Annotated in this window: 21 protein-coding genes; 6 read left to right on the forward strand and 15 right to left on the reverse strand. The window is 67.1% G+C overall.

The window, feature by feature from the left end:
• The 8 genes from ndhC to MSZK_RS11290 all read right to left on the reverse strand — a co-directional run.
• The coding region (gene ndhC, locus MSZK_RS11255) for an NADH-quinone oxidoreductase subunit A (protein ID WP_099247983.1) at nucleotides 1-268 on the reverse strand (268 nt) is incomplete at its 3' end.
• Between the two features lie 160 nt (nucleotides 269-428).
• Nucleotides 429-833, reverse strand: a complete 405-nt coding sequence (locus MSZK_RS11260) for a hypothetical protein (RefSeq protein WP_233211233.1) — start codon at nucleotides 831-833, stop codon at nucleotides 429-431.
• Nucleotides 834-880: 47 nt separating this feature from the next.
• A complete protein-coding gene (locus MSZK_RS11265; protein ID WP_099247795.1) occupies nucleotides 881-1411 on the reverse strand; it encodes a YceI family protein in 531 nt (176 codons plus the stop codon).
• Nucleotides 1412-1432: 21 nt separating this feature from the next.
• Nucleotides 1433-1816: a nuclear transport factor 2 family protein gene (locus MSZK_RS11270; RefSeq protein ID WP_099247797.1), complete on the reverse strand. Its 384-nt coding sequence runs from the start codon at nucleotides 1814-1816 to the stop codon at nucleotides 1433-1435.
• Nucleotides 1816-2169: a DUF6285 domain-containing protein gene (locus tag MSZK_RS11275; protein WP_099247799.1), complete on the reverse strand. Its 354-nt coding sequence runs from the start codon at nucleotides 2167-2169 to the stop codon at nucleotides 1816-1818. Before MSZK_RS11275 ends, MSZK_RS11270 begins: the two co-directional genes overlap by 1 nt.
• Nucleotides 2166-3137, reverse strand: a complete 972-nt coding sequence (locus tag MSZK_RS11280; protein ID WP_099247801.1) for a phosphotransferase family protein — start codon at nucleotides 3135-3137, stop codon at nucleotides 2166-2168. The genes MSZK_RS11275 and MSZK_RS11280 overlap by 4 nt, the downstream gene beginning before the upstream one ends.
• Before the next feature lies 1 nt (nucleotide 3138).
• On the reverse strand, nucleotides 3139-4383 hold the full coding sequence (locus MSZK_RS11285) for an acyl-CoA dehydrogenase family protein (protein WP_099247987.1): 1245 nt from the start codon (nucleotides 4381-4383) through the stop codon (nucleotides 3139-3141).
• A 17-nt stretch (nucleotides 4384-4400) separates the two neighbouring features.
• Nucleotides 4401-5060, reverse strand: a complete 660-nt coding sequence (locus MSZK_RS11290; RefSeq protein WP_099247803.1) for a TetR/AcrR family transcriptional regulator — start codon at nucleotides 5058-5060, stop codon at nucleotides 4401-4403.
• Nucleotides 5061-5294: 234 nt separating this feature from the next.
• Between MSZK_RS11290 and MSZK_RS11295 the strand changes: the two genes are divergently transcribed.
• Entirely contained in the window at nucleotides 5295-6176 is an 882-nt protein-coding gene (locus MSZK_RS11295; RefSeq protein WP_199203295.1) for a cyclopropane mycolic acid synthase family methyltransferase, read from the forward strand.
• Nucleotides 6177-6186: 10 nt separating this feature from the next.
• On the opposite strand, the gene MSZK_RS11300 is transcribed toward MSZK_RS11295, so the two are convergent.
• From MSZK_RS11300 to MSZK_RS11320, 5 genes are read right to left on the reverse strand one after another with little or no spacing between them, the layout of a single operon-like run.
• Nucleotides 6187-6552 carry an RNA-binding S4 domain-containing protein gene (locus MSZK_RS11300; protein WP_099247805.1) on the reverse strand — a complete coding sequence of 122 codons (366 nt, stop codon included), beginning with the start codon at nucleotides 6550-6552 and terminating at the stop codon, nucleotides 6187-6189.
• A gap of 16 nt (nucleotides 6553-6568) precedes the next feature.
• Nucleotides 6569-7474, reverse strand: coding sequence for a hydroxymethylglutaryl-CoA lyase (locus MSZK_RS11305; RefSeq protein ID WP_099247807.1), 906 nt, complete (start codon nucleotides 7472-7474; stop codon nucleotides 6569-6571).
• Complete coding sequence (locus MSZK_RS11310) at nucleotides 7471-8676, reverse strand: CaiB/BaiF CoA-transferase family protein (protein ID WP_099247809.1); 1206 nt, start codon at nucleotides 8674-8676, stop codon at nucleotides 7471-7473. Before MSZK_RS11310 ends, MSZK_RS11305 begins: the two co-directional genes overlap by 4 nt.
• Nucleotides 8677-9891, reverse strand: a complete 1215-nt coding sequence (locus MSZK_RS11315; RefSeq protein WP_099247811.1) for an alpha/beta fold hydrolase — start codon at nucleotides 9889-9891, stop codon at nucleotides 8677-8679.
• On the reverse strand, nucleotides 9891-11006 hold the full coding sequence (locus MSZK_RS11320) for a homogentisate 1,2-dioxygenase (protein WP_099247813.1): 1116 nt from the start codon (nucleotides 11004-11006) through the stop codon (nucleotides 9891-9893). Before MSZK_RS11320 ends, MSZK_RS11315 begins: the two co-directional genes overlap by 1 nt.
• A 190-nt stretch (nucleotides 11007-11196) precedes the next feature.
• Between MSZK_RS11320 and MSZK_RS11325 the strand changes: the two genes are divergently transcribed.
• Nucleotides 11197-12180, forward strand: a complete 984-nt coding sequence (locus MSZK_RS11325; RefSeq protein ID WP_199203296.1) for an esterase family protein — start codon at nucleotides 11197-11199, stop codon at nucleotides 12178-12180.
• A 59-nt stretch (nucleotides 12181-12239) separates the two neighbouring features.
• Here the strand turns inward: MSZK_RS11325 and MSZK_RS11330 are convergent, their stop codons facing one another.
• Nucleotides 12240-13238 carry an oxidoreductase gene (locus MSZK_RS11330; RefSeq protein WP_099247815.1) on the reverse strand — a complete coding sequence of 333 codons (999 nt, stop codon included), beginning with the start codon at nucleotides 13236-13238 and terminating at the stop codon, nucleotides 12240-12242.
• Between the two features lie 28 nt (nucleotides 13239-13266).
• Nucleotides 13267-13860 (reverse strand): TetR family transcriptional regulator, encoded by a 594-nt coding sequence (locus MSZK_RS11335; RefSeq protein WP_233211234.1) that lies wholly within the window; start codon nucleotides 13858-13860, stop codon nucleotides 13267-13269.
• A 100-nt stretch (nucleotides 13861-13960) separates the two neighbouring features.
• On the opposite strand from MSZK_RS11335, the gene MSZK_RS11340 reads away from it, so the two are divergent.
• From MSZK_RS11340 to MSZK_RS11355, 4 genes are read left to right on the forward strand one after another with little or no spacing between them, the layout of a single operon-like run.
• Complete coding sequence (locus MSZK_RS11340) at nucleotides 13961-14791, forward strand: mycofactocin-coupled SDR family oxidoreductase (RefSeq protein ID WP_099247817.1); 831 nt, start codon at nucleotides 13961-13963, stop codon at nucleotides 14789-14791.
• 7 nt (nucleotides 14792-14798) lie between these two features.
• The gene (locus MSZK_RS11345; protein ID WP_099247819.1) at nucleotides 14799-15611 is read left to right on the forward strand and encodes a mycofactocin-coupled SDR family oxidoreductase; all 813 of its coding nucleotides are present in this window, start codon (nucleotides 14799-14801) and stop codon (nucleotides 15609-15611) included.
• Nucleotides 15608-16411 carry a carboxymuconolactone decarboxylase family protein gene (locus tag MSZK_RS11350; protein ID WP_099247821.1) on the forward strand — a complete coding sequence of 268 codons (804 nt, stop codon included), beginning with the start codon at nucleotides 15608-15610 and terminating at the stop codon, nucleotides 16409-16411. Before MSZK_RS11345 ends, MSZK_RS11350 begins: the two co-directional genes overlap by 4 nt.
• Nucleotides 16384-17850, forward strand: a complete 1467-nt coding sequence (locus MSZK_RS11355) for an aldehyde dehydrogenase (RefSeq protein ID WP_099247823.1) — start codon at nucleotides 16384-16386, stop codon at nucleotides 17848-17850. The genes MSZK_RS11350 and MSZK_RS11355 overlap by 28 nt, the downstream gene beginning before the upstream one ends.
• The last annotated feature ends 46 nt before the right edge of the window (nucleotides 17851-17896 follow it).

The following is a 17896-nucleotide window of genomic DNA, read 5'->3' on the forward strand; positions in this document are numbered from 1 at the left end:
TCCCCAACGCATCAAACGACACCGCCCACGGATACAAAAACACGATCTCGATGTCGAACACGATGAACAACATCGCCGTCAGGTAATACTTGATCGGAAACCGCTGACCCACCGGCTCCCCAACCACCGGCTCGATCCCACACTCATAGGCCTCCAACTTGGCCCGATTGAACCGCCGCGGCCCCACCACCAACGCAATCACCACCGACACCACCGCAAAACCCGCCGCAATAACGCCCAACACCAAGATGGGTGTGTAGAGACTCATGTGGCTGTGTCACTCCTCGCTTGGGCTGGAGATGTGAGCTACGACACAGCCTAGCGATCTTGAGTCCCGCTGTCGCGATTTCGTTAGGATGACTCGAAGAGCTGAGCGCGGCCCGTCTCCATCCGAGAGGGCAAGGGCGCCAGCGTATTTGGCGTTTACGTCACTGCGCTGGCATGCGCAGCAAATCTACGACCGCCTCGCCGAGCCGGATCGGGTCGATCGGGTGCGGCACCGCAGCCTCGGCTCGCGACCAGTTGGCCAGCCAGGCATCGTCGGCACGGCCGGTCAGCACCAGCACCGGCGGGCAGTCGTCGATCTCGTCTTTGAGTTGTTTGGCAATGCCCATGCCGCCGACCGGTGCCGCTTCGCCGTCGAGGATCACCAGATCGAAGCCGCCGGCGTCCATCAGTTGGATCACCATGGGTCCGGTCGCCACGTCGGTATAAGTCAGCTCCGGCAGTTCCGGATGGACGCGCTTGCCCAGCGCCAGGCGGACCTGTTCCCGGGTGCGCGCATTGCTGCTGTAGACCAGCACGTGCAGGGATGGCGCATCCGGGCGGGGCACGGAGCCGATGCTACTGGGCCAATGGCGATTTCGGCNNNNCGCCGAAATCACGCTTTGGCGAAGACGACGTCGGCGATCAATGTGGTCATCACCGGCATCATCCCGATCATGTTGCCGCTGACCCCCAGCGTGGTGCGGTCGATCGTCGCCGTGGTGGTCAGCTGCACCGAGCCGTCGCCCAGCGTGGTGATCCTGGCCGGCAGCGGAAGCGGCCGGGTGATGCCCCGAACGCTGATCGTGGCGGTGAGGTTGGCGGTGTCCGGGCCGGTGGGCTCCAGTGCGCTCACCTCGACGCGGATGTCGGGGTGCTGGTCGACGTCGAAGAAGTCGGCCGAGCGCAGGTGCTCGTCGCGCTTCTTGATCCCGGTGGTCAACGACCCGGCCCGGATCTCCAGCTCACCGGACACCGAGTCGTCCGGGGCGAGCTGGCCCTGGCCGCGCACGTCGGTGAACTCGCCGGTGACGGTGAGCAGGCCCCAGAACGTCTTGTTCTTGAACCGCACCGAGGATCGCTCGGGCGCCAGTTGCCAACGCCCGGCGGCGTCGGGATTGCCGACTACAGCCTGCAGGTCGGACATGGATCTCCTTTCCCACACCCCTCAGGGCAGCAGTGGGGACAGCTCGGCCGGATCGAGGTATTCGTCGATGCGCCGGATGAGGTCGTCTTCTCCTAGTTGCACCACCAGGCATACCCGCAGAGCCAATGTCTCACCGGTGCCGGTGGTGCAGTGCAGGATGTGCTGCTGAACGAAGCCGCCGTCGAAGACGTGCCGGTCGAGTATCTCGTAGCGCCGGTCGCTGGTCACGCTGACGAACCAGTCGATGACCTTCAGCGCCCGCGCCTTGTCGCGTTCGCGGCCGCCGCCTTGCCGCCATACGGTGATGTCGTCGGACCACTGCGCGCTCACGGCGGCGACGTCCCCGGCGGTGATCGCGGCGAACAACTGGTCGGCGGCAGCGCGGATCCGGTTCTCGGCGGCCATCAGCGGTGCTCTCCGTCGGGTCGGTCGTATCCGGGGTGGGCGATGGCCAGCCGATGGCGGACCAGTGTCCGCAGACATCCCATGACGTCGTCGGCGCGGTTGTCGAGTTCACCGGCGCGGATCGCCGCAGCCAGTGCGTCCTCGTCGAGGTAGCCGAGCCCGGCCAGCGCGGCCAGCGGCTCGGCGGTGCTGTCGTCGAGCAATTCGCGCTCGACGATGCGCAACGCGTTGGCCGCGACGAGGGCGTGGAAGTTGACCGACCCGGTGGTGTTGGCGCGGACCTCTCCTTCCAGGAACTCGGCCGCGGCCGCGACCAGCTCAGCGGCGGTGGGCCGCCCGGTCAGGCCGGTCATGACGCTCCCTCCAGCAGGTCCAGAAGGTCCCATTCGGTCTCGCAGACCCGGCGCCCGATCGCGGCGAGCTCGACCGATCGGGTCTGGCCGGACAGGTGACGTTCGGCCTGGAACCGGCAGATCACCCCCCAGCGCAGGGTGGCCACCACGAGCCACCAGCGCAGCGCCTCGCGGTCGACGGGTGCTCCGCCGGCGGCTTCGTAGGCCGCGACGAACTCGTCGATACTGCCGAGCCCGCCGGCGGCCATGCCGGACGGTGCGCCGAACCGCCAGGCCCGGATGCAGAACCAGGCCAGGTCCTCATAGATCTCGCCGATGTGGACCAGCTCCCAGTCCAGTACGGCAGCCAGGTTCGAGCCGTCCACGATCAGGTTGCCCATCCGGAAGTCACCGTGCACCAGTCGCGGGGGAGACGGTGGCGGCCGGTGTGCGGCCAGCCATCGAAATGCCCATTCGAATGTCGCTGTGGTGTCCCTCATTTCATCCAGCTGTTGCCGCCACTGTGCCACGTCGTCGTGCGCGGCCAGGCCGGGGGCGTCGGCGGCGGAGCGGTGGATCGCGGCCAGCGCCTGCGCGCACTGCCGCAACAGCGCGGCCCTACCGTCGTCGTCGAGTTGGCGTTGGATGCGGCGCACGATGGTCTCGCCGGCGATCGCACCGCAGATCAAGAACGGATTGCCCAGTGCGTCAACAGAATCGGAGGCGATCAGTACGTCGGGAACCGGCGCACCGGCCGCCGCGGCGGCGGTCTGAACGGCCGCCTCCAACTCCATTCCGGCGTGCAGGTCGTCGGGCTGGCCGGTTCGCAGGATCAGGGGGCGCCGGGTCGACCCGGTCACCGCGTCGAACGCCCACGTGGTGCGGCTGGCTCCGCCGGTGAGCGCGCGCAGGTTGTCGATCTCGGTGGCCGCACCCAGCAGCGGTCGCAGCACCTGGGCCAGATCGTCGGACAGCGTCTCTGCGGTCACGTCAGCGGGCCGGCTTGCCGAACTTGAACATCCGCTGAGCGACCCGGCGCATTTGGATCTCCTCGGCGCCCTCGGTGATTCGGTAGCGGCGGTGATGGCGATAGATGTGTTCGAAGGGCTCATGGCGGCTGTAGCCGACACCACCGTGCACCTGCATGGCCCGGTCGGCCGCGTCGCATACCAGGCGGTTGGCGCGGTAGTTGGCCATCGACACCTTGTCGGACACTTCCAGGTGGTGGTTGCGGTCGAGTTCCCACGCGGCATAGCGGACCAGCAGCCGCACCATCTGGGCCTCGGTCTGCAGCTCCACCAGCGGCCACTGGACCGCCTGGTTGACCGACAGCGGCTTGCCGAACGTCACCCGCTTACCCGCATACTCCACAGCGCGATCGATGCAGTGCTGGGCGGCGCCCAGGCTGCTGGCTGCCTGGCGAATCCTGTTCTCGTGCAGGAAGGTCTGGGCCACCTCCAGGCCGTGGTCGAGTTCGCCGAGGACGGCGTCGGCCGGTACTCGCACATCGCGGAGTTCGACCTCGGCGTGGTCGGTGGGCATGTTGAACGTCCACCAGTAGAACGGCACCTCGAAGCCCTTGGCGTCGCACGGGACCAGGAACGCGGTGATGCCGCGGGCTTGGCCGGGCTCGCCGGAGGTGCGGGCGAACACCAGATCGTGGGTGGCTCGGTGCACCCCGGTGTTCCAGCGTTTGGAGCCGTTGATCACCCAGTCGTCGCCGTCGCGTTCGGCGCGGGTCTCCAGCCAGGTGGCGTCCGAGCCGTGGTCGGGTTCGGTGAGGCCGAACGCCATCGAGCGCGTGCCGGTCAGCATCGCTTCGATCCACTCGCTCTTCTGCTCGTCGGTGCCGAACCGGTCCATCATGATGACCTGCGGGAAGTTGCCGACGATCGACGACTCGTCCTGCAGGTCGTTGTGCAGCCCGAGGCCCTTGTGCGCCAGATGTTCCCGGATGACGGCCATGTCCAGGTTGGTGCCGTCGCGTCCGCCGAACTTCGACGGAAGCCCGTAGCGCAGCCAGCCGGCCTTGTCGGCCCGGCGGCGCATCTCGTCGAGCAGGTCCTCCCATTCGCGGCGGGGGATGCCGCCGTTTTCGACATCGGTGCGGGCGAATTCGCGGCGCTCGTCGAAGTACTGCATGTGTTCGCGCTCAAGCGGTTTGATCTCGGCCTCGATGAAGGCGTCCATCTCGGCCAGCAGCGCCGGAAGATGGTCGGGCAGGGTGAAATCCACGTTGATCTCCAATCACATCAGAAGCCGTAGAGCGTTTTCTTCCAAATGGTGGACAGGGTAGTGACGGCCTCGCCATCGGTGAGTCGCAGGCCCAAGCCCGCGCTGTCCGGGCGCAGGCACACGGTGGTGAACTGTTCGAACAGCAGCGCGATCGCCAGGGCGGTGTGCTCGGGCTGCAGGCCGGCGGCATAGCCATGGTCCTGGGCCCGGCGCACCGATGCGGTGACGATGTCGATACCGAACTGGCGGAACTGATTCTGCAGCGCGGCGAACCGGGGTTCGGTGGCGGCAAGTTGGTCGACGGCGACCATGATGCCGATGTTCTGTTTGAACATCTCCCAGTATGCGGTCACGACGGTGACGAAAAAGCTTGTGTCGTCCGGGGACTCGGGAAGATGCAAGCGCAGGCCGGACGGCAGGACGACATCGTGCAGAAAGGAGTCGGCCAGCGCCGCCAGCAGATCTTCCTTGTCATCGAAGTAGCGGTAGAACACCGCGGGCGATCGGCCGACGGCCGCGGTGATATCCACCAGGGTGGTGCCGTGAAATCCCCGCTCGGCGAAGAGCTTACGAGCTGCGTCTTCGATCGCCCGGCGGGTCTGTCTGCCTTTGGAGCTCAATGCGCGCGGGCCGTCGCTGGCCCCGTCCGCGATCGGCGGACGGCTGGACGGTTCCATAGGTTGGCCCCCGTGCTTGCCGGTGCAAAACTAAAGCTGACGTTACTTTTTGTTTCGCCGGTTTTCAAGAGCGCGGCGCTCCCTGAGAATTCGTGTTGACCTGGTGCAACGCACCCGACGGCCGCGTCGGGGCGCCGTTCTTGACATCGGTGCGTAAGCTTGAACGCGGGTTGGGGAGGCTCTTGAACAGACTGGAGCTGCGCAAAATCACAGCACACGTCGAAGGCTATTCCCTTGTCACAACCAGCGAGCACCGCACCTGTCCTGAAGCCGCACTTCGAAGACGTCCAGTCGCACTACGACCTGTCTGACGAGTTCTTCCGGCTCTTCCTCGATCCGACGCAGACGTACAGCTGCGCGTACTTCGAACGCGACGACATGACGTTGCAGGAAGCGCAGCTGGCGAAGATCGACCTGTCGCTCGGCAAACTCGGCCTGCAGCCCGGTATGACCCTGCTCGACGTCGGCTGCGGCTGGGGCGCAACGATGCGCCGGGCGATCGAAAAGTACGACGTGAACGTCGTCGGGCTCACGCTGAGCCGCAATCAGCAGGCTCACGTCGAACGGTCCTTCGCCGAGATGGACACCCCGCGCAGCCGCCGGGTGCTGCTCCAGGGCTGGGAGCAGTTCTCCGAGCCGGTGGACCGCATCGTGTCGATCGGCGCTTTCGAACACTTCGGCGCAGACCGCTATCCCGCATTCTTCGACTTCGCCTACGACGTGCTGCCCGCCGACGGCGTGATGATGCTGCACTCCATCATGCAGATCCCGAGGGCCGAGATGGAGGCGCGCGGGCTGCCCATCACGATGAGCATGCTGCGGTTCTTCAAGTTCATCTCGGTGGAGATCTTCCCCGGCGGCCACCTGCCGACCCGGGGTCTGGTTCAAGAACTGTCCGGCAAGGCCGGTTTCACCGTCGATCGGATCCAGTCGCTCGAGCAGCACTACGCCAAGACGCTCGACCTGTGGGCAGCGGCCCTCGAGTCCCGCCGCGACGAGGCCATCGCGATCCAGTCCGAAGAGGTCTACGACCGCTACATGAAGTACCTCACCGGCTGCGCTGACTTGTTCCGTAACCGCTATACCGACGTCTGTCAGTTCACGCTGAGCAAGTGAGCCCGGCGGGTCATCGCAGGCCCGCGCGCCACCTGTCCAGCGCCCGGCGTTCGCGCTTGGTCGGACGACCCGCGCCGCGCTCGCGAGCCGCCACCGGTATCACCGGAATCTTGGGCGGCGCGGGAGTGCGGTCCAGATAGCAGGTCGCGGCGTCGACCGCGCCGACCCGCTTCGGTATCGCCCGCACCACCTCCACGACCCGCGTCGTGTCGCCCACCAGGGCCCGAACCACGTCGCCGGGGGAGACCGTCGTCGAGGGCTTGGCCACCCGGTCGTTGACCCGCACGTGCCCGCCCCGGCACGCCGCGGCCGCGTCGGGACGGGTTTTGGTCAGCCGCACCGCCCACAACCATCGATCCACCCGGGTCGAGTCCATGAGGGGCGGCGTCCGCTCAGTCCCGGATCCGGTCGCCGGCGCGCAGCAGCGCGCTGGGCAGCGGATGGCCGACGGCCGATTGTGCGACGGCGGCGGCGCGGATCGCGGTGTCGAGGTCGACGTCCACACCGATGCCGCTGTCGCGCAACAGATAGACCAGGTCTTCGGTGGCGATGTTGCCGCTGGCACCCGGCGCGAACGGGCAACCACCCAGCCCGCCGACCGACGAGTCGAGCCTGCTCACACCGGCCGTCACCGCGGCGTAGGCGCTGGCCAAGCCGGCCCCGCGGGTGTTGTGGAAATGGGCGCCCAACGGCAGGTCGCCGATGCGCGGTGCCACCTGATCGATCAGTGCGGTGACCCGCCCCGGGGTCGTGGTGCCGATCGTGTCGGCGATCGCCAGCCGGTCGGCACCGAATTCGCATGCGGCGTCGACGATCTGGAGCACGCGATGCGGTGGGGTCGGCCCGTCGAACGGGCAGTCCCAGGCGGTGGCGATGATCACCTCGACGGTCACGTCCGCGTCGTGGGCGATCGCCACGATCTCGGCGATCTGCGCGGTGGCCTCCGCGCTACTGCGCCCGACGTTGGCCCGGCTGTGCCCGTCGGCCGCCGACACCACGTACTCCAGCGAGCGCAGGCCGGCCGCGATCGCGCGCCTGGCACCGTTGGGGCTGGCCACCAGTGCGGAGAACTCGATGTCGGGATAGTCGCCGAGGCGGGCGGCCAACTCGGGCGCGTCGGCCAATGCCGGAACCTTCGACGGCGAGACGAACGCCGTCGCCTCCACTTCGCGAACCCCGGTCGCGGCGATGGCATCGAGCAGTTCCAGCTTGGCCGACAACGGAATCGGGTCTTCGATCTGCAGGCCGTCGCGCAGGGCGACCTCGCGGATCGTGACATGGTCGGGCAGCCGGCTCACAGCACCCCCGCGGACTCGAGGTCGGCGATCTCGCCGCCGGTCAGGCCCAGCAGGCCCGAGTAGACCTCGGTGTTGTGCTGACCGGGGCGGGCGGACCCGGCCGACCGGATGGTGCCGGGCGACTCCGAGAGCACTGGAACCACGCCCGGCCCCTTGACATTTCGGCCGATCCGTTCGTCCCAGTGGTCGGCGATCATCCCGCGGGAGAGCAACTGGGGGTCGGTGACGACCTCGGCGACGGTGTTGATCGGGCCGCTGATCACACCGGCTTCGCTCAAGGTGGCGATGATGTCATCGGGTTCGCGGGCGGCGGCCCAGTCGCCGATGATCGCGTCGAGCTCGTCCTGATTACGGCCCCGGGCAACGTGATTGACAAATCGCTCGTCGTCGGCGAGTTCGGGCTGACCCATCGCCGCGCACAACCGGCGAAACACCGTGTCCTGGTTGGCGGCGATCACCACCCAGCTGCCGTCGGCGCTGCGATAGATGTTCGACGGTGCGATGCCTTCCAGCCGGGTGCCCGACGGTCCGCGGACCACGCCACCGATGTCGTAGTCCGGAATCGTCGATTCCTGCACCGCCAGACAGGATTCGGTCAGTGCCGCGTCGACGACCTGTCCCTCGCCGGTGACGGTGCGCCGGTACAACGCCGCCAGTGCGCCCTGCGCGGCGAACATCCCGGCCAGGCTGTCGCCGAGCGACAGGGCCAGCCGTGGCGGGGGGCCGCCGGGAAAACCGTTCATGTGCCGCAGCCCGCTGGCGGCCTCGGCCACCGAGGCATAGCCGGCCTTCTTGGCCTCCGGGCCGGTCTGGCCGTACCCGGATACTCGCACCAGGATGATGCCCCGGTTGCGTTCGCGCAGAACGTCATAGCCGAGGTCCCACTTCTCCAGGGTGCCGGGCCGGAAGTTCTCCACGATGATGTCGGAGCGTTCCACCAGATCGAGAAACAGGTCGCGGCCACGAGATTCGCGCAGGTTGAGGGTGATGGCTTTCTTGTTCCGGGCGTGCACCGTCCAGAAGAAGTGATGGCCCTCGAGTTCGGCTTGACCCCAGGTGCGCAGGGGATCGGGGGCGCCGGGCGGTTCGATCTTGATCACTTCGGCGCCCATGTCGCCGAGCAGGCGGCCGGCGAACGGTCCCGAGATCAGGGTGCCGACCTCGATCACCCGAATGCCGTCGAGCGAACCTGTTGGTGTCACCTAGTCCGCCTTCGCGAAGTCGTGCCGAACCAGCCAGTCGGTGACGATCGCCACCGCCTGGCGCAGCGTCTCCTTCTGGTCGGGGCCAGAGTAGTAGTGGTTGGCGCCGGGGATCTCGTGCATCTCCTTGTCGGGGTGCCCGATCGCCTCGAACAGCCGGCGGGTGTGGCTGGGCGTGCACGCGTCATCGGCGAGGTTGCCGATCACCAGCGCGGGAATCGCGATGTCGGGGCCGGCCTTCACGGCGTCCCCATTGGCGTCGTCATAACTCCACTGTGACAGCCAACTGCGCAGGGTGCAGAACCGTGCCAGCCCGACAGGGCTCATGTTGACCACCTGCGGGTCACCCAGGTAGCAGGTGCCGGGTGCGCGTTCGTTGGGATCGACCGTCGGGTCGAGCCAGCGCGGGTCGGCCATGGTGCCGTGCACGACGAAACAGAACTCGTCATCGGGCCTTCCGGCAGCCTTCAGCTCGGCGAGCTTCTCTTTGACCCACGCCGTAATTCGCCGGTTGCGGGCGATCTGCGCGGCGTGATAGCGCTCCAGGAACTCCTGCGTGTAGGGCGGTTGGTTCGGATTGTCCGGGTTGTACAGGTCGAGTTCGGGATCGCGTTTGGTCGGGTCGCTCTCGTCGAGGATCGAGGCGTCCATCCACTCGGTCATCGTGCCGTGTCTGCTGATGTGCGCGGCCAGCAACATGATCCCGTCGGCGGGGATCAGGCCCAGCGTGGTCAGATCCGGGCCGTCGCCGGACGGGCTGGCCGTGATCGTTGGGTGCTGCGCCTGCTGCTGGTAGAACACCGACAGCGACCCGCCGCCGCTCCAGCCGGCCAGCACGACCTTGGAGTAGCCCAGCCGGTGCTTGGCGTCCTTGATGCACTCGCCAAGATCCTCGACCACCTTCTCCATCAGCAGCCCGGAGTCCGTGCCACGGAAGCGGCTGTTGCAGTAGATGACGTGGTGACCGGCGCGGGCCAGCGCATTGATCATCGGCAGATACGCGCCGCCGCCGATCGGGTGCATGAACACCAGCACGGTGTCCGATGTCGCCGGCCCGGCGGCTCCGGTGTCCGACGGCGTCGTCGGCTTCAGCAGGTAGCTCTCCAGCACGACCAGCTCGGCCACCCCGCCGTAGACGTCGCGCACGGCCGAATTGTTCTGGTAGGCAATCAGGTACGGGATGCGCTCGTAAGCCCGCTTGACCGGCGTGACCATCAGTGCTGGCCGAGGTCGTTGGCGAGGACGTCCGCGGACGGGACCAGGCGCTTTCGGGTGTCGATCGCGATCACCTGCCAGTCCACGCTGCTGTACTCGTCGAATTTGCGGCGAGCGCGTTCGCGCGCCTTCTCGGGTGCGCCGTGGTGTACCCCCTGCGGGGCGTGGCTGATCAGTCCGGGCGGCATCGGGATGCCGTAGAGCGAGCCGCCGTGGAAGAACGCGATCTCGTCGTAGTCGACATTGCGGTGATACCAGGGGGTGCGTTCGGTGCCCGGCACCGATTCGGCCGGTTTGGGCAGGAAGTTGCACACGTAGACGCCGGTCGCCTCCATGAAGAGATGGACCATCGGTGGCAGGTGCACGCTGTCGGACGTGATCACGTTGTAGTCGGCCACGTTGAAGGTGAACGCGTAGTTGTCGCCGCGCCAGCCCACTACGTCGAGCGGATTGTGCGGATACACCAGCGTCGTCGTCTCGACAGCGTCGATCGGCCGGTGATACAGCCGTACCTCATATTCACCGTCGTGGTGCGGCCCGTCGCCGTCGTCGAGGGGAGCCGGGTCGGGGATGACCGCCTGAGACGGGTCGAAGGGCCAGTGCCGGCCGAGTGGGCCGGCCGGTGGCACCCGGAACTCGTCGGCGGCCTCGATGATCAGCCAGGTGCTGTCGGAGTCGGGCGTCTGGCGCCACGTGCACGCTTTCGGCAGGTAGATCCAGTCGCCGGTGCGGTAGGTCAGCGGACCGAACTCGGTCTCCAGGCGGCCCGAGCCCTGGTGGACGAAGCAGAGCAGGTCGCCGTCGATGTAGCGGACATAGAAAGGCATCGCCGCCGTGCGCCGGCTCAGTGAGATGCGGCAGTCGGCGTTGGAGAACAGCAGCAGCGGCGCCCCGGCGGGGTCGGTCGCATCGCTCGGTTTGAGCTCACTGGACAACACATCCAGCGGCCGTAACGGCCCACTCGCCCGAAATGTGGTCGGATCGTTGCGGCGGTACATGTTGGCGGTTCGGCCGGTGAAGCCACCACGGCCCAATTCGTCGTCCTTGAGGCCGTCGAGGTCGGCGTGCGGACGCCGCGGGGTCGTGCCTTTGCGCAGGTGAGTGAAGGATTCCATGGAATCTCCCGAGATCGGCGTCGAAGTACGGGCAGGCGAAAAACTAAAAGTGACATTAGTTTTTGTTTGACCCGCTGACAAGGCCCGATCCGGGGCTGGGTAACGTGGCGGACTTTCACAGGTTCGAGACGGCATGTTTTACTCAAGGCTGCAATCCGAGTACCGGGGTAATAGAAAGCTGGGTGGATTTGTGAAGTCCTTGTTTGACAAGGTGCGCGGATGGCCGCGCCGATTCGCGGTCGCCGCAATCGTCACGGCGGCCCTCCCGGGCCTGATCGGCCTTGTCGGCGGGTCGGCAACTGCGGGCGCGTTCTCGCGCCCCGGCCTTCCGGTGGAGTACCTCATGGTCCCGTCGCCGTCGATGGGCCATGACATCAAGATCCAATTCCAGAGCGGCGGCCCCAACTCTCCTGCGGTCTACCTGCTCGACGGCCTGCGCGCCCAGGACGACTTCAACGGCTGGGACATCAACACCCAGGCGTTCGAGTGGTACTACCAGTCCGGTCTGTCGATCGTCATGCCGGTCGGTGGCCAGTCCAGCTTCTACGCCGACTGGTATTCGCCGGCCTGCAGCAAGACCGGTTGCCAGACCTACAAGTGGGAGACGTTCCTGACCTCCGAGCTGCCGCAGTGGCTGGCAGCCAACCGCGACGTCAAGCCCACCGGCAGCGCCGCGATCGGTCTGTCGATGGCGGGTTCGGCCTCGCTGATCCTGTCGGTGTACCACCCCGAGCAGTTCATCTACGCGGGGTCGATGTCCGGCTTCCTGAACCCCTCCGAGGGCTCGTGGCCGTTCCTGATCAACATCTCGATGGGTGACGCCGGCGGCTTCAAGGCCAACGACATGTGGGGTCCGACCCAGGATCCGAACAGCGGTTGGAAGCGCAACGACCCGATGGTCCAGATCCCCAAGATCGTCGCCAACAACACCCGCATCTGGATCTACTGCGGTAACGGCCAGCCCAACGAGCTGGGCGGCGGCGACCTGCCGGCCACCTTCCTCGAAGGCCTGACCATCCGCACCAACATCACCTTCCGCGACAACTACCTCGCCGCGGGCGGTAAGAACGGTGTGTTCAACTTCCCCGACAACGGCACCCACAACTGGGCCTACTGGGGTCGCGAGCTTCAGGCGATGAAGCCCGACCTGCAGAAGTACCTGGGCGCCGCCTAGCAGTTCACGTCAAAGCGGGCCGCCGGCATTGCGCCGACGGCCCGCTTTCGTGTGTCGGGTCAGAAGCCGCCGGTGACCCGGACCACCGCCCGGCCGGAGTACTTTCCGGCCCGCACCTGGTCGATGACTCCGACGACATCCTTGACATCGACTTCGTGGGTGACGTCGGTCAGGTGGCGGGGCTTCAGGTCGCCGCCCAGACGCTCCCACAGCGCGCGGCGCGGGCCGATCGGCAGCTGTACCGAGTCGATGCCCAGCAGTGCGACGCCGCGCAGGATGAACGGCATCACCGTGGTGTTGAGGCCGGGTCCGCCGGTCAGGCCGCTGGCCGCAACCGCACCGCCGTATTTCAGCGTGCTGATGACGTCGGCCAGCGTGGCGCCGCCGACGCAGTCGACCGCCCCGGCCCAGCGCGTCTTGCCCAGCGGACGCGGTTTGGCATCAGGGTCTTCGGGCAGGCGGCCGATGACCTGCGCGGCCCCCAGCGCCTTGAGGTGCTCTTCGGCTTCGGGCTTGCCGGTGGATGCCACCACCTCGTACCCGGCCGCGGCCAGGATGTCGACGCTGACCGATCCGACGCCGCCGGTCGCACCGGTCACCACGATCGGACCGTCCTGCGGGGTGATGCCGTGGGCGACCAACGCCTCGACGCTCATCGCGGCGGTGAATCCTGCGGTACCGATCGCTGCGCCTTCCCGCGGAGTGAGCGCACCCAGCGCGACAACCTGCTCGGCAGGCAGCCGCACGTATTCGCCGTACCCGCCGTGATGTCCGGTGCCGATGTCGTACCCGTGCGCCAAAACCAGGTCGCCCACGGCGAATTCGGGGGACTGGGAATCCACGACCTCGCCGGTCAGGTCGATGCCGGGCACGATCGGGTACTGCCGCACGACCCCGCCACGCGGGGTCAGCGCCAGCGCGTCCTTGTAGTTGACACTGGAATAGGCGACCCGGATCGTGACGTCGCCGGGCGGCAGTTCGGCGGCGTCGAGAGTCTCGATCGCAGCGGTGATCTGATCGCCGTCCTGACGTGCCAGCAGTGCTGAGAAGGAATCCATAGCCAAGACCGTAGCGTCCGCCGGTCGATCACCGGCGAGATGCCTCGTAGCCGACCGTCAACCACCGCACGGTGCGCTCGATGGTGGGCAGAATGTCGGTGATCGCGATCTCGCCGGCGGCGAAGCGCCCGGACAGCCCGTAGACCAGGCTCGTCAGGATCGAGTCGAGATCGTCGACGAACGATCGGTCGACGCCGGCCAGCACGTTCATCGTGGTCGACGCGACGACGTCGAATCCCCGGTTCACCAGGCGGTCGCCGCCGGGTGCCGAGCGAGAACGGAAGTAGGCCTGCAGCATTCCGGGATGGCGTTCCCAGGGCTCGAAGATGGTGCGGAACACGCGCATGAGCCCGTCATGCAGAGATTCGCCGGGGCGGGGCGCCAGCTCGGCGAGCCCGGCGTAGCGATGCTCGTCCATCCAGGCCTCGAGCGCGGCGAGGATCAGGCTGTCCCGGGTGGGGTAGCGCTTGTAGATCGTGGTCAGTGAGGTCCGCGAGCGTCGTGCGACCTCGCGGAGTTGGACCGCGTCGTATCCCTGGGACTCGAGGATGTCGACCACGACGTCGATCACCCGGTCGCGGCTGTCCACCGCGGCGCCCGTCGCGCTGCCGTCGTTGACCACGATTCGACCAAACCCCTTGCCATGTCGAGAGTAACCGGGTTACTTTACCGCAGTAACACGGTTACTGCGCGAGGAAACCGGCGACGCGAAGGCGGTATCGATGGGCTCTTTGGACGGCAAAGTCGCATTCATCACCGGGGTGGCCCGCGGCCAGGGGCGCAGCCATGCGGTTCGGCTGGCCGCTGACGGCGCCGACATCATCGGCGTGGACATCTGCGCGGACATCGCGTCGAACGGCTACCCGATGGCCAGCCGGGCCGAACTCGACGAAACCGTCGCGCTCGTCGAGGCCAAGGGCGCCAAGATGATTGCCGCGGTCGCCGATGTCCGCGACTTCCATGCGGTGAAATCCGCGCTCGACCGCGGGGTCGAGCAGTTCGGCCGACTCGACATTGTGTGCGCCAACGCAGGCATCGCCACGATGACGTTCCGTGAGCTGACCATCGACGAAGAACTGGAACAGTGGACCGACGTCGTCAACGTGAACCTCGTCGGCGCCTTTCACACCGCCAAGGCCGCGATCGGACATCTGATCGCCGGGCAGCGGGGCGGGTCGATCGTGTTCACCAGTTCGACCGCGGGTCTGCGCGGCTTCGGTGGACTTCTGGGCGGGGGACTGGGCTACGCGGCGTCCAAACACGGTGTCGTCGGCCTCATGCGAACCCTGTCCAACGCGCTTGCCCCGCACAGTATTCGGGTCAACTCGGTTCACCCGACCGCGGTGCGCACCATGATGGCCGTCAACCCGGCGATGGTCGAGTTCCTGCAGAACTACCCCGACGGGGGTCCACACCTGCAGAATCCCCTGCCGGTGGACATGCTCGAGCCCGAGGACATCAGCGCCGCGATCGCCTACCTCGTCAGCGACGAGGCGAAATTCGTCACCGGGGTGACCTTCCCGGTCGACGCCGGCTTCTGCAACAAGCTCTAGGAGTCTGATGACCGAGACGACAGGACGGGTGGCCGGCAAGCGAGTTCTGGTCACCGGAGCGGCCCGCGGAATGGGCCGTAGTCACGCGGTGCGACTGGCGGAAGAAGGCGCCGACCTCATTCTGGTCGACATCTGCCGGTCGTTGCCGGAGGTGGAGTATCCGCTTGCCTCCCGCGAGGACCTGCAGGAGACGGCCCGGCTGGTGGAAGGCCACGGGCGGCGCGCCGTCACCCACGTCGTCGACGTGCGAGACGCCGCGGCCCTCGCGGCGGCCGTCGACGACGGCGTCGAGCGGCTCGGCGGGCTGAACGCGGCAGTCGCCAACGCCGGGGTGCTCACCGTCGGAAGCTGGGACATGACCACGCCCGAGCAGTGGCGAACGGTGCTGGACGTCAACCTCATCGGCACCTGGAACACCTGCGCGGCGGCGCTGCCGCACCTGGTCTCCCACGGCGGGAGCCTGGTCAACATCAGCTCGGCGGCCGGGCTGAAGGGGACGCCGCTGCACACTCCGTACACCGCCTCCAAACACGGTGTCGTCGGGCTGAGCCGGGCGCTGGCCAACGAGCTTGCCGCGGTGAATGTCCGGGTCAACACCGTCCACCCGACTGGCGTGGAGACCGGCATGCGGCCGGAGTCCCTGCACGAGGTGCTCGGTGAGCGCCGGCCCGACCTGGTACCGCTGTTTGTCAATGCGCTGCCGATCGTGATGGCCGAACCGATCGACATCAGCAACGCGGTCCTCTATCTCGTCTCCGACGAATCTCGCTACGTGACCGGCACCGAGCTCAAGGTCGACGCCGGGGTCACCATCCGATGAGCGACAGCGAGCGGCGCGAGCGCGGCAGGCGGGCGTTCGCCGAGGTGATGACATTCCCTGCGCCTGAAGACGACTCACCGGTGGTCACCGGACTGATCGATTTTGTGTACGGCGAGATCTGGTCGCGTCCGGGGTTGAGCCGCCGCGACCGACGGTTCGTCACGCTGGCCTGTGTGGCAGCCGCCGACGCCGAGGCGCCGCTGCGTGACCACGTGTATGCCGCACTCAACAGTGGTGACCTCTCCGTCGGCGAGATCCGGGAAGCGGTCCTGCATTTCGCTGTTTACGCGGGATGGCCCAAGGCGTCGCTGTTCAACATGGTCGTCGACGAGCAATGGGAGCGGATCCATCGCGACCGCGGGCAGCGCCTACCACCGCCGGAGCCGTTGCTGCCGCTGATCACCCCGACCAGCCCGGAAGGGCGCCTGCTGGTCGGTGAGCAGTCGTTCAAGGACATCAACTGCATACCGTTCGCGCCGTCCCGGGACAATCCGTACTCCGGAGCGGGAATCCTGAACTTCGTCTTCGGTGAGATGTGGCTTCGTCCCGGACTGGGGATGAAGGAACGCCGGCTGATCACGGTGGCGTGTGTGGCTTTGCAGGACACGGTGATACCGATCGTCAGCCATGTCTATGCCGCCCTGAAGAGCCGCGATGTCTCCTTCGGCGAGATGGCGGAGCTGGCATTGCATTTCGCTGCGTACTACGGCTGGCCCAAGGCGTCGCATCTCGATCAGGTCATCGCTGAACAGAGTCAGCGCGTGCTCGAGGAATGGCGCGTCGAGGCCGGCGCGCCGTGACCACCGTCGCGGGACTGCTGATCGGCGACGAGCGAATCACTCGTTCCTCGGCGGGTACCCACGATCACGTTTATCCGGCGACCGGGCAGGTGAACGCTGTTGTCGCACTGGCCGGTCCGCCGGAGATCGATCGTGCTGTCGCCGCCGCCTGGCAGGCGCACCGGCACTGGATGTCGTTGACGGTGGACCGGCGGCGGGATCTGCTCATCGACCTCGCCGACCTGGTGCACGAGCACCTCCACGAGCTTGCCGAACTCAACGTTCGCGACTATGCCGTGCCGATTTCATTCGCCGGGACCGCGCTGCTGCTGGAACGATTCCTGCGCCATTACGCCGGCTACGTCGACAAGCCACACGGGACGAGCAGCCCCGTCAACGGGTCCTTCGACATCAACCTGATCGAACGCGAGCCCTATGGCGTGGTCGCCGTGATCGCCCCGTGGAACGGTGCGCTGGCCGTCGCCGCGTCCGGCCTGGCTCCGGCGCTGGCCGCCGGAAATGCCGTCGTGTTCAAGCCGTCCGAACTGGCACCCCTGGCGGCACTGCGATTCGGCGAGCTGTGTCTGCAAGCCGGGCTGCCACCCGGACTGGTCAACGTGGTCCCCGCCGGCGCCGAGGGCGGAGACGCGCTGGCCCGGCACCCGGGCATCCGCAAGGTGCACTTCACCGGTGGCGGGGTGACCGCCCGCAAGGTGATCGCCGCGGCGACGACCAACCTGACACCCGTGGTGGCGGAGTTGGGCGGCAAGTCCGCGAACATCGTCTTCGCCGATGCGGACCTGGCGTCCGCCGCCTCGCTGGCCGCGCATCAGGGACCGCTGATGCAGTCCGGGCAGAGTTGTGCCTGCGCCAGCCGGATTCTCTTGCAGGACAGCGTGTATGAGGAGTTTCTGGAGGCCTTCCTCGCCCGCATTGCGGCAGCGTCGATCGGGGATCCACTCGACCCCACTGTCACGTTTGGGCCGGTGATCAGTGCGGCAGCCGCCGATCGCATCCTGGCGGTGGTCGACGACGCCGCGGCGCGGGAGAGCGGGCAGTTGCTCACCGGTGGCAGGCGGATCGGCGGTGCGCTGGCCGACGGGTTTTACATCGAGCCGACGGTGTTCGGCGACGTCGACAATGCCTGCGAGCTGGCGCAGCTCGAGACTTTCGGTCCGGTGGTGTCGGTGATCAGATTCGGCGACGCCGACGAGGCCGTCGCCATCGCCAACGACAATGCCTATGGGCTCAACGCTTTCGTGCACACCCGCGACCTCGCCCGGGCCCACGGGGTGGCCCGGCGGCTGGAGTCGGGCTCGGTCTGGGTCAACACGTACAGCGACATGTCGCCGCAGGGTCCGTACGGCGGCTACAAGCAGAGCGGCTTCGGCCGCACCGGTGGACTCGAGGGACTGCACGAGTTCCTTCAGGTCAAGAACATCCGGATCGGGATGCCCTGACCGCCGATGGCGGTTGACACGCGAGGGTGCGCCTGCGACAGTGTTT

Source organism: Mycobacterium sp. shizuoka-1 (assembly GCF_002723835.1).
Lineage (GTDB): Bacteria > Actinomycetota > Actinomycetes > Mycobacteriales > Mycobacteriaceae > Mycobacterium.

What these genes read in the sequence shown, in the direction of transcription:
- MSZK_RS11265 (WP_099247795.1), bottom strand. Translation starts at nt 1,411, where the DNA reads ATGTCCGACCTGCAGGCTGTAGTCGGCAATCCCGACGCCGCCGGGCGT.
- MSZK_RS11270 (WP_099247797.1), bottom strand. Translation starts at nt 1,816, where the DNA reads ATGGCCGCCGAGAACCGGATCCGCGCTGCCGCCGACCAGTTGTTCGCC.
- MSZK_RS11275 (WP_099247799.1), bottom strand. Translation starts at nt 2,169, where the DNA reads ATGACCGGCCTGACCGGGCGGCCCACCGCCGCTGAGCTGGTCGCGGCC.
- MSZK_RS11290 (WP_099247803.1), bottom strand. Translation starts at nt 5,060, where the DNA reads ATGGAACCGTCCAGCCGTCCGCCGATCGCGGACGGGGCCAGCGACGGC.
- MSZK_RS11300 (WP_099247805.1), bottom strand. Translation starts at nt 6,552, where the DNA reads ATGGACTCGACCCGGGTGGATCGATGGTTGTGGGCGGTGCGGCTGACC.
- MSZK_RS11315 (WP_099247811.1), bottom strand. Translation starts at nt 9,891, where the DNA reads ATGGTCACGCCGGTCAAGCGGGCTTACGAGCGCATCCCGTACCTGATT.
- MSZK_RS11320 (WP_099247813.1), bottom strand. Translation starts at nt 11,006, where the DNA reads ATGGAATCCTTCACTCACCTGCGCAAAGGCACGACCCCGCGGCGTCCG.
- MSZK_RS11330 (WP_099247815.1), bottom strand. Translation starts at nt 13,238, where the DNA reads ATGGATTCCTTCTCAGCACTGCTGGCACGTCAGGACGGCGATCAGATC.
- MSZK_RS11340 (WP_099247817.1), top strand. Translation starts at nt 13,961, where the DNA reads ATGGGCTCTTTGGACGGCAAAGTCGCATTCATCACCGGGGTGGCCCGC.
- MSZK_RS11345 (WP_099247819.1), top strand. Translation starts at nt 14,799, where the DNA reads ATGACCGAGACGACAGGACGGGTGGCCGGCAAGCGAGTTCTGGTCACC.
- MSZK_RS11350 (WP_099247821.1), top strand. Translation starts at nt 15,608, where the DNA reads ATGAGCGACAGCGAGCGGCGCGAGCGCGGCAGGCGGGCGTTCGCCGAG.
- MSZK_RS11355 (WP_099247823.1), top strand. Translation starts at nt 16,384, where the DNA reads ATGGCGCGTCGAGGCCGGCGCGCCGTGACCACCGTCGCGGGACTGCTG.